Genomic DNA, 12,493 nt, shown 5'->3' with positions numbered 1-12,493 from the left:
GCAGATCCAGGAGCCGCTGAAGTTCGCCTACTGGGTCCCGAACGTCTCGGGCGGCCTGGTCACCAGCACCATCGAGCAGCGCACCGACTGGGGCTTCGAGTACAACAAGAAGCTCGCGCAGACCGCCGAGAACAACGGCTTCGAGTACGCGCTCTCCCAGATCCGCTACATGGCCAGCTACGGCGCGGACCACCAGCACGAGGCGACCGCGTTCTCGCTCGCCCTCGGCCTGGCCACCGAGCGGCTCAAGCTGATCGCCGCCGTCCACCCCGGGCTGTGGGAGCCGTCGGTGCTCGCCAAGTGGGTCGCCACCGCCGACCACCTGACGAACGGCCGGATCGCGGTCAACGTCGTCTCCGGCTGGCTCAAGGCCGAGTTCACCGCGATGGGCCAGCCGTGGCTCGAGCACGACGAGCGCTACCGCCGCAGCAACGAGTTCATCCGGGTGCTGCGCGAGATCTGGACCTCCGACGCCGGCGCGGAGTTCGCCGGCGACTTCTACCGGGTCCGCGACTTCGACCTCAAGCCCCGCCCGGTCGACGTCCCCGGCCGCCCGCACCCGGAGATCTTCCAGGGCGGCAACTCGACCGCCGCCCGGTACAACGGCGGCACCGTGTCGGACTGGTACTTCTCCAACGGCAAGGACTACGACGGCTTCACCGAGCAGGTCGAGGAGGTCCTCGGGCACGCGAAGACCGCCCAGCGGCTGCAGCCCGTCCGGTTCGGCCTCAACGGCTTCATGATCGCCCGCGACGGCGAGAAGGAGGCCCGCGACACCCTGCGCGAGATCATCGAGAAGGCCAACAAGCCGGCCGTCGAGGGCTTCCGCGACGCCGTCCAGCAGGCGGGCAACTCCACCGGCGACAAGCGCGGCATGTGGGCGGACTCCTCGTTCGAGGACCTCGTGCAGTACAACGACGGCTTCAAGACCCAGCTGATCGGCACCCCGGAGCAGATCGCCGACCGCGCCATCGAGTACAAGCGGCGCGGCGCGAACCTGCTGCTGCTGGGCTTCCTGCACTTCCAGGAGGAGGTCGAGTACTTCGGCGCGAACGTGCTGCCGATCATCCGCGAGAAGGAGGCGGAGCTCGCCGCCCGCGAGCCGCAGGCGCTCACCGTCTGACCGCACCCCTGCCCGACGGGCCCGGCGAGCGTTCTCGCCGGGCCCGTCGGCGTCCCCGGCCCCGCCGGTCCGCGCACCGTCCTGACCGGACAGGTGCGCGCGTTCCCATTTCCGGGAACGTCTCGTTGACTTCTCCCGGCCCGTCCCCGAAGACTGGGCACGTGCTGTTCACCGCCCTCACCCGTCGACGTCACGTCGACCTGTCCCGGGTGACCTCCTCGCTCTGTCGGTGACCGTCCCTCCCGCGGCGCACCGCTCCCGAGCTGCGCCGCGGCCGCCGGGACACCCGTCCCGGCGGTGACCGCCCGGTACCCGCACCCATCCGGGTCCCGGTCCCCGCACCGCCGCACCGCCCGCCGGCACGCGCATTCCGTGCGATTCCCGTGCGATTCCCGTGCGCATTCCGCCGGGATCGGGCGCACGCGTTCCCGCGCCGTCGCGCGGGCGTCCCGGCGCGCCCTCGTGCCGCCGGCACGGCGCACCGGTGCGGCCCCGGCCCGCGGACCCGCACCCCCACGACGAGGAGACACCACATGACCACGACCGAGAACCGGCCCGACACCGTCGTCACCGAGACCGTCGACTGGGGCGCCGCCCCGGCCGACCGTGCCGGGTGGCTGCAGCGCGCCCGCGAGGTCCGCCGCGTCCTGGAGCGCGACGCCGCCGCCCGCGAGAAGGCCGGCGCCACCCCCCACGCCGAGGTGGCGCTGCTGAAGGACTCCGGGCTGGTCACCCTGCTCGGCCCGGTCGAGCACGGCGGCGGCGGGCAGGAGTGGCCGCTCGCCCACCGGGTGATCCGCGAGGTCGCCGCGGGCGACGGCTCGATCGGCCAGCTGCTCGGCTACCACCTGCTCTGGTTCTGGGCGGCCCGCCTCGTCGGGACGCCCGAGCAGATCGAGGCGGTGGAGGCGCAGGCGACCCGCGAGCGGTGGTTCTTCGGCGGCGCCGTCAACCCCCGCGACGGCGACCTCGTCATCCGCGAGGAGGGCGACGAGCTCGTCTGGAACGGGCGCAAGAGCTTCTCCACCGGCAGCCGGGTCTCCGACGTCACCGTGCTGGAGGGGGTGATCGAGGGGACCGGCACCCACGTCTTCGCGATCGTCCCGAGCCACCAGGACGGCATCTCCTACGCCGGGGACTGGGACAACATCGGCCAGCGGCTCACCGAGAGCGGCAGTGTCACCGTCACCGACGTCCGCGTGCCGTGGGCCGCGGCGGCCGGGTTCGTCGACCGGGTGTTCCGGCCGCGCGTCTACAACACCCTCAACGTGCCGATCATCCAGCTGGTGTTCGTGGACTTCTACCTCGGCATCGCCCGGGGCGCGCTGGAGTCGGCCGCCGCCTGGACCCGCACGGTGACCCGGCCGTGGCTGCACGGCGGCCACGAGCGCGCCGTCGACGAGCCCTACCAGCTCGACCTGTACGGCGACCTGACCGCCAAGCTCTGGGCGGTCGAGGCGCTGGCCGACGCCGTCGCCGACGAGTCGCTGGCCCTGCACCGCGACGCCTGGACCGTCACCGCGCAGCAGCGCGGCGAGCACGAGGTCCGGGTCGCCGCGCTGAAGGCCCGCGCCACCGAGGTCGCCCTGGAGGTCACCTCGGCGGTGTTCGAGGGGCTCGGGGCCCGCGCGACGGCGTCCGGCCACGGGTTCGACCGGTTCTGGCGCGACGTGCGGACCCACACCCTGCACGACCCGGTCGCCTACAAGCGGCGCGAGGTCGGGGCGTGGGTGCTGCGCGACGAGCTCCCCGAGCCGACCTGGTACTCCTGACCCGACCGGCGCCCGCCCTGCTCCCCGGGGCGGGCGCCGCCCGGACCGCACGGGTCAGCCGACGCGGGTCCGGTCCCCCTCCCCGTCCGCGGTGCGCTCGGCGCGCACCCGGGGCAGGAACCGGCCGGTCCGGCGGCGGTAGTCGTCGTACTCCGGGCCGAGCGCGCTGCCCAGGCCCGGCTCGTAGACCGCACGGGCCTGGATCTGCACGGCGACCACGATCAGCACCCCGGCGAGCACGCCGAGCAGCGTCGGGGCCATGAACAGCATCCCGGCGCAGCCGACGATCAGCCCGGTCAGCGCGGGGTTGCGGACGCGGCGGTAGAGCCCGCCGGTCGCCAGGACCGGGCGGCGCGCGGCCTCCGGGTCACCGGCGGCCGCCTGCCCGGCCTCGGTCGCCGAGCGCCGCCACACCGTCCCGAGCTGCAGCATCGACACCGCGACGACGGCGAACCCGAGCAGCAGCAGCCCCGCGCCCACGACGGCGACGGCCGGGCGGGCCAGCACCGAGATCGGCTCCAGCACGTCGAGCGCGACGAGCACCGGCGCGCCGAAGCCGAGCACCGCGGCCAGGACGAACAGCGCGCGGGCCCACCAGGCGGGGCTGCCCGGGGTGCGGGCGACGTCGAGGCGGCGCTCGCCGCGGTCGCGGTGCGCCCGGGCGCGGAACCACAGCGCGGTCGCGACGGCCAGCACGCCCAGCGCGAGCGCGGCCCAGCCGAGGCCCTGGTGGCCCAGCGCGTCGAAGAACCGGCCCCAGGCGCCCTCGCCCCACACCTGCGGGACGGCCTCCACGAGCAGCCAGCCGCCGAACACGAAGAACATCACCGCGGCGCCGACGGAGATGGCGCGCTCCGGGAGCCGCTTGCCGAGCTGGCGCCCGACGACGATGGCCAGCGCGTCCGCGGCGACCATGCCGACCGTCGACCCGGCCCAGACGCCGACCGAGCCGGACAGCGTTCCGTGCTGGGCGGCCAGGGTGATCGTGGCGAGCATCGTCTTGTCACCGAGCTCGGCGAGGAAGAACGCGACCGACGCGGCGACGACGGCGGACCCGCCGGCCCGCTTGGCCTTGGCCTCCTCGTCGTCGGTGAGGCTGTCGCCGCGCAGCGTCCAGGCCCCGAAGACCAGGAAGGCGACCGCGGCGACGAGCGCGATCCAGCCCGTCGGGATCGACGCGCCCAGGCCGTAGCCGACGGCGACCGACACCAGGTGGGTCACCGAGGTGGCGATCGTGATGCCGATCAGCACCGGGACCGCCTTGAAGCGGGTGGCGAACGTGAGGGCCATGAGCTGCGACTTGTCGCCCAGCTCGGCCACGAAGATGACGCCGAAGCTGATCGCGAACGCGATCAGGAATCCGTCCATGTCCATCCCTCGATCTCGACCGGATCGAGGGGTACGGGTGACCTCGATCCGGATGGTCCGGATCGAAGGTCTCGCTCGCCTGGTGGTGGTCAGGCCGCTGCACCCGGGTCGGCCGTCGTGTGGCGCGGCGGACCAGTATGTCGAGCGCAGCGTTGGGAGCTACTCCCCTTCGCGTACGGCCGGTGACGTTACCTCATCGATCCAGACCGGCTCGACTCCTGCGCCCGGTTTGTGACGGTGGTCTCGGCGAGGCAGGCTCGGTGATGCTTTAGCGTCGCGAACGACCGGTCACCGCCGACCGCGTCGCCGCCGAAGAGGGAGGACCCACCGTGCCCGAGGCCGTCGTCTGCGCCGCCGTCCGTACACCGATCGGCAAGCGGAAGGGCTCGCTGTCCGAGGTCCACCCGGTCGACCTCTCCGCCGCCGTGCTCACCGCGCTGGCCGAGCGGACCGGGATCGACCCCGCCGTCGTCGACGACGTCGTGTGGGGCTGCGTCAACCAGGTCGGCGACCAGGCCGCGCAGATCGGGCGCTACGCGCTGCTCGCCGCGGGCTGGCCGGAGACCGTCCCCGGGGTCACGGTGAACCGGGCCTGCGGGTCGAGCCAGTCCGCGTTCGACTTCGCCGCCGGGATGGTCCTCGCCGGGCAGTACGACGTCGTCGTCGCCGGCGGGGTCGAGTCGATGACCCGGGTGCCGCTGGGCGCCGGCCGCGACCTGGGCCGCCCGTACGGCCCGCTGGTCCGCGAGCGCTACCGCGCCGACCTCGAGTCCGGGGAGTTCCCGAACGGCGACTTCAACCAGGGCGTCGGCGCCGAGCGGATCGCGCGGGACTGGAACCTGTCGCGGGCCCGCCTGGACGACTACGCCGCCCGCAGCCACGCCCTCGCGGCCGCCGCGGCCGACGCCGGCGCGTTCGACGACCAGCTCGTCACCGTGCCCGGCGCGCCCGGGTTCGCCGCCGACGAGGGCCTGCGCCGCGGGACGACACCGGAGACCCTCGCCGGGCTGAAGCCCTCGTTCTCCGCCGACGGTGTGATCCACGCCGGCAACAGCTCGCAGATCTCCGACGGCGCCTCCGCGGTCCTGGTGACCACCCCGGAGCGGGCCCGCGAGCTGGGCCTGACCCCGATCGTGCGCTACCACTCGGGTGCGGTGTCCGGTGCGGACCCGCTGCGGATGCTGACCGGCCCGATCCCGGCCACGCAGAAGGTGCTCAAGCGGTCCGGGCTCTCGATCGGCGACATCGGCGCCTTCGAGGTGAACGAGGCGTTCGCCCCGGTGCCGCTGGCCTGGCAGGCCGAGCTGGGCGCCGACGACGCGGTGCTCAACCCGCTCGGCGGCGCGATCGCCGTCGGGCACCCGCTGGGCGCGTCCGGCACGGTCCTGCTGACCCGGCTGGTCCACCACATGCGCGACCGCGGGATCCGCTACGGGCTGCAGACGATGTGCGAGGGCGGGGGCACGGCGAACGCCACCGTCGTGGAGCTCGTCGGCTAGTTTCCGTGGTCGTGATCGGGATCGGGATCGTCGCGCTGCTCGCCGCGGCGGGCTGCTTCTGGCTCGCGGTGCGCACCCAGCGCCGGGTGCACGCGATGATGGCGGCCGAGACGCCCGGGGTGCCCGAGCTGCTCGACCGGGCCGCCGTCGCGACCGACCTGGCCGGGCGGCCGGGCACGTTCCGGCTGGTCTGCGAGGTCGTCGGGACCACCGCGCCCGCACCGGTGGGGCTGCTGCGCTCCGAGCTCGCGGGCGTCGAGTGCGTGTGGCACGCCCAGAAGGTGGAGCGCCGCTACGAGCGCCGCGAGCGCGACGACGAGGGCCGGACCCGCACCCGGACCTACACCGAGACGGTGTCGGAGCGGGCCTCGGAGCACGGCTGGGCGCTGCTGCGCGACGGGCACACCGTCGGCGTCGACCACGGCGGGCGCCGCCCCGAGCCGGTCGAGCGCGTGCTCGACCGCTTCGACCCGGCGGACGACCCGGGCCGCGGCGGCGACCGCACCCTGGGCTACCGGCGCCAGGAGTGGGTGCTGCGTCCCGGGGTGGGCATGTACGTGCTCGGCGAGGTCGACGACCGCGACGGCCCGCTGGTGGTCCGGCCGCCGCAGGACCCGACGGGCACGTTCGTGCTGTCCACCCGCACCGAGTCCGAGCTGACCGGCCGCGACCGGCGGGCCCAGCGGCTGTGGGCCCGCGGCGGGGCCGCGCTGGCCGTGCTCGGCCTGGTCCTCGTGGTGGCCGGCGCGCTGTCCTGAGGCCCCGCGCGAGGGCGGTGCCGGCAGGTCACACGCGATGCGCGACCGATTCCCAGCGCGGTCACAGGGTCGTCTCAGGCTCGGGGCGCACAGTACGGACATGACCGAGAACGGGCTGGGAACGGGCGAGCGTTCCGACGGACGGACCACCGGCACGGCCGGCGCCCCCGACCCCACCCGGCCCGCACCGCGTGCCGACGGGACCGAGGACGTCCACGTCGCGCACGCCGACGGCATCCGCACGCAGGAGACGAGCACCGTGACCGACACCGAGCACCGCCGGCAGGACACCCCGGCGCCCCCGCCGTGGGCGACCACGTCGAACCCGACCATCCCCGCGTACGGCGCGGGCAGCCCGCCGACCTCGGTGTACCCGCCGTTCCCGCAGCAGGCGCCGGCGCCGAAGCCGCCGCGCCGCCTCGGTGCCGGGCTGGTCGCGGTCGCGCTGGCCGCGGGCCTCGTCGGCGGCGGCGTCGGGTTCGGCGGCGCCTACGCGCTGATGGACGGCTCGTCGGGCAGCACCACGCTGACCACCGCGACGTCGCCGGGCACCCCGGCCACCCCCGCGGACGGCTCGATCGCCGGCGCCGCGGCCGCCATCACCCCCAGCACCGTCGACATCCAGGTCCGCACCGCGCAGGGCGTCGCCGAGGGGTCCGGCGTGGTCCTGACCTCCGACGGCAAGGTCCTCACCAACAACCACGTGGTGTCCGGCGCCGGCAGCGGCGGGCAGATCACCGTCTCCACCGCCGACGGCACGCAGTACCGCGCCACGGTCGTCGGCACCTCCCCCAGCTACGACCTCGCCGTCATCGCGCTGCAGGGGGCCTCGAACCTCAAGCCCGCGACCCTCGGCGAGTCCGCGAACGTGCAGGTCGGTGAGCAGGTCGTCGCGAACGGCTCGCCGCAGGGCCTGTCCGGCACGGTCACCGCCGGCATCGTCTCGGCGCTCAACCGGACCGTCACCGCGAGCGGCGACGGCCAGGCGCCGGTGGTCTACAACGGCCTGCAGACCGACGCCCCGATCAACCAGGGCAACTCCGGCGGGCCGCTGGTGAACCTGGCCGGGCAGGTCGTCGGCATCAACTCCGCGATCGCGACCGCGGGCCAGAGCTCCGGCTCGATCGGGCTCGGGTTCGCCATCCCGGTCGACACCGCCAAGCGGGTCGCCCAGGAGCTGATGGACAACGGCGTCGCGACCAAGCCGCAGCTCGGCGTGCAGGGCTCGGTGTCGGCGTCGGGCACCGCGGGCGCCCAGGACTCCGGCGCGCAGATCGCGACCGTCGAGCCGAACTCGCCGGCGGCGGCGGCCGGCCTGAAGGCGGGCGAGGTCGTCACCAAGGTCAACCAGTACCCGGTGTCGAGCTTCGCCGACCTCATCGCGCGGGTCGGCAACTTCACCCCCGGCCAGCAGGTCACGCTGACCGTCGGCAGCGGCTCCGGCGCCCGCGAGGTCCCGGTGACCCTGGGCACCGTGCGCGACACCGCCGCGGCCACCGCCGAGAACGGCTCGCGCACCGTCCCGGAGAACGGCTCCGGCGGCACCGGGGACCTGCCCTTCGGGATCAACCCCTTCGGCGGGGGCAACTGACCCGCACACCCCGGGGCCACCGGGCCCCGGACCCGACTCCGGCCGGACGCGACCATCCCCCCTCCCGTCGCGTCCGGCCGGTCCTGTGTGCGCCCGTCCGGTGGACACGGGAGACCCGCGCGGGCGACCCTGGGCCGGCGTTGCGAGACGCACACGCGAACGGCTGAGCACGAGGGGGCGCGATGACCGCACGCGACGGCACCGGGCAGGACGTGCGGCGGGGCCGCGGGATCGGGCTGGCGACGACGGTCGCCGCGGCCGGCGGGCTGCTGTTCGGCTACGACACCGGCGTCATCTCCGGGGCGCTGCTGTTCCTCGCGCCGGAGTTCGGGCTCGGCGAGGCGGGCAGCCAGGCCGTCGTCGCGGCGCTGCTCGCGGGGGCGCTGGTCGGCGCGCTCGCGGGCGGTGCGATCACCGACGCCCTCGGCCGTCGCCGCACCCTGATGGGGGTCGCCGCGGTGTTCCTGGTCGGGGCGGTGCTGTCCGGTCTGGCGCCGGGCACCGGGGTGCTGATCACGGCCCGGGTCGTGCTCGGACTGGCCATCGGGGTCTCCTCGGTGTGCGTGCCGCTCTACATCGCCGAGATCGCGCCGAAGGAGTCCCGCGGCCGGCTGGTGTCGATGAACCAGCTCCTGATCACCGTCGGTATCCTGCTGTCCTACCTGGTCAACTCGGTGTTCGCGGCCTCGGGGAGCTGGCGCTGGCCGCTCGCGCTGGCCGCCGTCCCGGCGCTGGCGATGCTGGTCGGGCTCGTCCGCGCGCAGGAGTCGCCGCGCTGGCTGGTGCTGCGGGGCCGGGTCGACGAGGCCCGGGACGCGCTGGTCGGGCGCACCCCGGCCGAGGCCGAGGCGGAGATCGCCGAGATCCGCGACGCCGCCCGCGAGGAGGCCCGCTGGAGCTGGGCCGACCTGCGCCGCCCGGCGCTGCGCCCCGCGCTCACCCTCGGCATCGGGGTGGCGGCGGTCAACCAGCTCGTCGGGGTCAACGCCGTCATCTACTACGCCCCCACGATCCTGGCCGGGGTGTTCGGCTCCGACACCGGCGCGATCCTCGCGACGGTGGGGATCGGGCTGGTCAACACCGTGGTCACCGCGGTCGCGCTGGCCCGCATCGACTCCTGGGGACGGCGGCCGCTGCTGCTCGGCGGGCTGGCCGTCGTCGTCGCCGCGCTGGTCGCGCTGGTCGTGCTGTTCCTGCTGCCGTCGCAGGGCGGGGTGGTCGGCGTCCTGATCGTGGTGGCGCTGTGCGTCTACATCGCGGCGTTCGCCGCGAGCCTGGGCATCGCGATCTGGCTGGTGAACTCCGAGGTCTTCCCGACGGCGGTGCGCGGCAAGGCGGGCGGGCTCGGGGCGACCACGCACTGGGGTCTGGACCTGGTCATCGCCTCGACCACGCTGACGCTCATCACCACGCTCGGCGAGTCCGGGCTGTTCGCGGTGTTCGCCGTGATCGGTGTGGCCGGGTTCGTGTTCCTGTACCGGCTGATGCCCGAGACGAAGGGGCGCAGCCTGGAGGAGATCGACGCCTCGCTGCAGGCCCGCGCCGGGCAGACCTGAGCCACGCGCGGCCTCAGGCGGCCGGCCGGCTCTCGCGACGGCGGGCGCGCAGCCGGCCCACGAGCGCGCTCACCGCGGCGACGACGGCGACCAGCCCGACCGCGAGCAGCGACGCGACCAGCGGGGAGTCGGTCAGGTTGCCGGTCAGCACACCGAGCACGCCGTAGAGCAGGGTCCACAGCACCGCGCCGGCCGCGACCGCGGGCAGCAGCCGGGCCCACGCCATCCCGGCGACGGCCGCGGCCAGCAGCGTCGGCACCCGGCCGGCCGGGGCGACCCGCCCCACGAGCACGACCAGCCAGCCGCGCTCGGCGAACGCGCCGCTCATCCGCTCGATCCGGGCCGCGGTCCGGTCGCCGCCGAACCGGCCCCCGGCGACGGCGGCGCGCACCGGCCCGCTGCCGCGGCGGGCGACGGCGAAGGTGACCACGTCGCCGAGCAGCGCGGCCGCGAAGGCGAGCACGAGCACCACCGGCAGCGACAGCGCGGTGCTGGTCATCGCCGTCGCGGCGGCGGCGCCGACGATCGCGCCGGTCGGCAGCACCGGCACGATCGAGCCGAACAGCACTCCCCCGGCCACGACGAGGTAGGCGATCCGCCCGGCCTCCGGGCTCAGCTCGGTGCGCACCCAGTCCTCGGCGTCGGGCACGCCGGTGAGGGCGGCGAGCAGCGCGCTCACGCCGCGGTACCGACGGCGGCGCCCGGCGCCAGCACCAGGGTCCGGGCGGGCAGCCCGGCCGCGGCGACGGCGGCGGCGAAGTCGTGCGGCGGGCGCACCAGCAGCTCGCGCATCCGGCTCCCCGGGCGTCCCGGCACCGAGCACAGCCCGGCGACGGCCAGCGTGCCCCAGTGCACCGGCAGCGCCACCGCGGGCGCGAGGCGGCGCACCGCCTCCGCGGCGCCGTCGGGGTCGAGGTGGCCGGGCCCGAGGCTGGGCCCCCAGCCCCACACGGGCAGGGCGGCCAGGTCGATCCGGCCCTGGGCGGCGACGTCGTCGAGGCCGGGGAACAGGCCGGTGTCCCCGGCGACGTAGACGCGCAGCCCGTCGGCCTCGAGCAGGTGGCCCATCGCGTCGGCCTGCGGGCCGTGGGTGAACCGGGGGCCCCACCGGTGCCCGGAGTGGTCGGCCGGGGTGCCGGTCACGCGCAGCCCGCCGAAGGTGCGGGTCCACCCGGGCGCGAGCTCGGACACCCGCGCGACGCCACGGCCGCGCAGCCAGTCCCCGGCCCCCGCGGGGACGACGACCTCCGCCGAGCGCGGCAGCCGCCGCAGCGACGCCAGGTGCAGGTGGTCGGCGTGCAGGTGCGAGATCAGCACGAGGTCGACGCCCGCCAGCTCCGCCGGGTCGACGGCCGGGGCCGTGCGGCGCAGCGGCCCGACCGCGCGGCCCAGCACCGGGTCGGTCAGCACGGTGCGCCCGCCCATCCGCAGCCGCAGGGTGCTGTGGCCGAGGAAGGTCGTCTCCGGCAGGTCCACACCGGGGAGTATCCCCGCCGGGGCGGGCTCAGGCGTTGCCGAGGACCCGGTCGACGGAGATCTGCAGCACCACCCGTCCGGGGTTGGGCCGCGGCTCCTTGTACTCGGCGGCGTAGCGGCGCTCGGCGTCGGCGACGACGTCGGGCTCGGCCCGCACGACCGCGACGCCCTCCAGCGTGGACCAGGTCCGCCCGTCGACGACGGTGACGCTGACCCGCGCCCCGCCCGGCCCCGCCGCGGCCACGTTGCGGGCCTTCTGCGACCCGCCCCCGCAGATCACCCGGGCGGTGCGCCCGGCGACGTCGACGGTCACCCCGACGGGCACCGCGTGCGGGGTGCCGTCGCGGCGCGGGGTCACCAGCACGCAGGGGCGGCGCTGCGACCACAGGTCGCGGAAGGCGTCGGTGACGCCGTCGTCGAGCGACCGGCGGCGGCGGGGAGGGCTCGTCACGGTGCCCATCCTCGCCCGGCCGGCGGGCACCGCGCGCCCCGGCACGCCGCGGCAGTGGTCACGCCGTGCGACACCACCCGGCCCGGGGATCCCCGTCCGGGCGACTTCTCTGTCCTTCCGGACCCGGTGTCGCTTCACTCTCCGCCATCGGCACGGGCGCCCCGTTCGCCCCACCGGTCACGTCGATCACGTACGTCACAGGGAGTGGATCATGACCGCACGCTCGCTCGTCCGCCGCACCGGCGCCGTCGCCGCGACCCTCACCCTCGCCGCGCTCGCCGGGGTCCCGCTCGCCGGGGCGGCCTCGGCCGCGGAACCCGCGGCGGTGCACGCCGCGGCCGTGAGCGTCCCCGCCGCCCAGCAGCAGGACGACGAGACGGCCGAGCAGGAGCCGCCCGCGGCCGACCCGGCCGAGGACCCCGCCGAGGAGCCCGCACAGGACCCGGCGGAGGACCAGGCGGAGCAGCCGGCCCAGGACCCGGCGGAGGCGCCCGCGGAGGTCCCGGCACCGGCGCCGGCCGCGGCGCCCGCTCCCGCCCGGGAGACCGCGCCCGCCGCCGGCGCGGGCCGCGACCTCGACTGCGTGGACCTCACCCGCTCCCAGGCCCAGGCGGTGCTGGCGGCGGACCCGTCGGACCCGAACAACCTCGACCGCGACGGCGACGGGCGGGCCTGCGAGGGCTCCGACCTCGTCGCCGGGGCGAGCACCGGCCAGGTGCGCGTGGTGCCCGGTGGCGCCGTGGCGGCCGGGGACGGCTCCGGGGGCGGGGCGGTCGACCCGTCGGCGTTCCTGCTCGGCGGGGTCGGGGCGGTGCTCGCGGCCGGTGCCGGGACCGCGGTGTGGAGCGGACGGCGCAGCGGCCGGTCGGCGCTGCCGTCGCCGCGGCGCACCCGCTGAC

At 75.9% G+C, this 12,493-nt stretch carries 11 protein-coding genes; 7 read left to right on the top strand and 4 right to left on the bottom strand.

From position 1 onward, the window contains the following. The first annotated feature begins 4 nt into the window (after positions 1-4). Together sfnG and WJX68_RS07075 are read left to right on the top strand one after the other, a co-directional pair. Positions 5-1,123 carry a dimethylsulfone monooxygenase SfnG gene (gene sfnG / locus WJX68_RS07080; protein ID WP_340287250.1) on the top strand — a complete coding sequence of 373 codons (1,119 nt, stop codon included), beginning with the start codon at positions 5-7 and terminating at the stop codon, positions 1,121-1,123. 533 nt (positions 1,124-1,656) lie between these two features. Further along, complete coding sequence (locus tag WJX68_RS07075) at positions 1,657-2,895, top strand: acyl-CoA dehydrogenase family protein (RefSeq protein ID WP_340287209.1); 1,239 nt, start codon at positions 1,657-1,659, stop codon at positions 2,893-2,895. Positions 2,896-2,949: 54 nt separating this feature from the next. Here WJX68_RS07075 and WJX68_RS07070 read toward each other — a convergent pair whose 3' ends face one another. Further along, positions 2,950-4,263, bottom strand: a complete 1,314-nt coding sequence (locus WJX68_RS07070; protein WP_340287207.1) for a TMEM165/GDT1 family protein — start codon at positions 4,261-4,263, stop codon at positions 2,950-2,952. Between the two features lie 329 nt (positions 4,264-4,592). Here WJX68_RS07070 and WJX68_RS07065 point away from each other — a divergent pair, with 329 nt between their 5' ends. The 4 genes from WJX68_RS07065 (at position 4,593) to WJX68_RS07050 (ending at position 9,667) form a co-directional block, all read left to right on the top strand. Beyond that, on the top strand, positions 4,593-5,762 hold the full coding sequence (locus tag WJX68_RS07065) for a thiolase family protein (protein ID WP_340287205.1): 1,170 nt from the start codon (positions 4,593-4,595) through the stop codon (positions 5,760-5,762). 11 nt (positions 5,763-5,773) lie between these two features. Then, positions 5,774-6,520: a GIDE domain-containing protein gene (locus WJX68_RS07060; RefSeq protein WP_340287203.1), complete on the top strand. Its 747-nt coding sequence runs from the start codon at positions 5,774-5,776 to the stop codon at positions 6,518-6,520. Positions 6,521-6,620: 100 nt separating this feature from the next. Beyond that, entirely contained in the window at positions 6,621-8,111 is a 1,491-nt protein-coding gene (locus WJX68_RS07055) for a S1C family serine protease (protein WP_340287201.1), read from the top strand. 182 nt (positions 8,112-8,293) lie between these two features. Then, complete coding sequence (locus tag WJX68_RS07050; RefSeq protein WP_340287199.1) at positions 8,294-9,667, top strand: sugar porter family MFS transporter; 1,374 nt, start codon at positions 8,294-8,296, stop codon at positions 9,665-9,667. 13 nt (positions 9,668-9,680) lie between these two features. Here the strand turns inward: WJX68_RS07050 and WJX68_RS07045 are convergent, their stop codons facing one another. The 3 genes from WJX68_RS07045 to WJX68_RS07035 are packed head-to-tail and all read right to left on the bottom strand — an operon-like array spanning position 9,681 to position 11,594. Beyond that, the gene (locus WJX68_RS07045) at positions 9,681-10,346 is read right to left on the bottom strand and encodes a VTT domain-containing protein (RefSeq protein WP_340287197.1); all 666 of its coding nucleotides are present in this window, start codon (positions 10,344-10,346) and stop codon (positions 9,681-9,683) included. Continuing rightward, on the bottom strand, positions 10,343-11,143 hold the full coding sequence (locus tag WJX68_RS07040) for an MBL fold metallo-hydrolase (protein ID WP_340287195.1): 801 nt from the start codon (positions 11,141-11,143) through the stop codon (positions 10,343-10,345). Before WJX68_RS07040 ends, WJX68_RS07045 begins: the two co-directional genes overlap by 4 nt. 28 nt (positions 11,144-11,171) lie before the next feature. Then, complete coding sequence (locus tag WJX68_RS07035) at positions 11,172-11,594, bottom strand: TIGR03618 family F420-dependent PPOX class oxidoreductase (RefSeq protein WP_340287193.1); 423 nt, start codon at positions 11,592-11,594, stop codon at positions 11,172-11,174. Positions 11,595-11,805: 211 nt separating this feature from the next. Between WJX68_RS07035 and WJX68_RS07030 the strand changes: the two genes are divergently transcribed. Beyond that, positions 11,806-12,492: a hypothetical protein gene (locus tag WJX68_RS07030; protein WP_340287192.1), complete on the top strand. Its 687-nt coding sequence runs from the start codon at positions 11,806-11,808 to the stop codon at positions 12,490-12,492. Position 12,493 lies beyond the last annotated feature (1 nt).

The organism is Pseudonocardia spirodelae (genome assembly GCF_037727765.1).
Taxonomy (GTDB): domain Bacteria; phylum Actinomycetota; class Actinomycetes; order Mycobacteriales; family Pseudonocardiaceae; genus Pseudonocardia; species Pseudonocardia spirodelae.
The sequence above is the reverse complement of the archived record's forward strand: the minus strand, read 5'-3'. Positions and strand labels throughout refer to the sequence as shown.

Excerpts from the sequence above, each read along its gene's own strand:
- WJX68_RS07075 (WP_340287209.1), top strand. The coding sequence starts at position 1,657 with ATGACCACGACCGAGAACCGGCCCGACACCGTCGTCACCGAGACCGTC.
- WJX68_RS07050 (WP_340287199.1), top strand. The coding sequence starts at position 8,294 with ATGACCGCACGCGACGGCACCGGGCAGGACGTGCGGCGGGGCCGCGGG.
- WJX68_RS07030 (WP_340287192.1), top strand. The coding sequence starts at position 11,806 with ATGACCGCACGCTCGCTCGTCCGCCGCACCGGCGCCGTCGCCGCGACC.
- WJX68_RS07055 (WP_340287201.1), top strand. The coding sequence starts at position 6,621 with ATGACCGAGAACGGGCTGGGAACGGGCGAGCGTTCCGACGGACGGACC.
- WJX68_RS07070 (WP_340287207.1), bottom strand. The coding sequence starts at position 4,263 with ATGGACGGATTCCTGATCGCGTTCGCGATCAGCTTCGGCGTCATCTTC.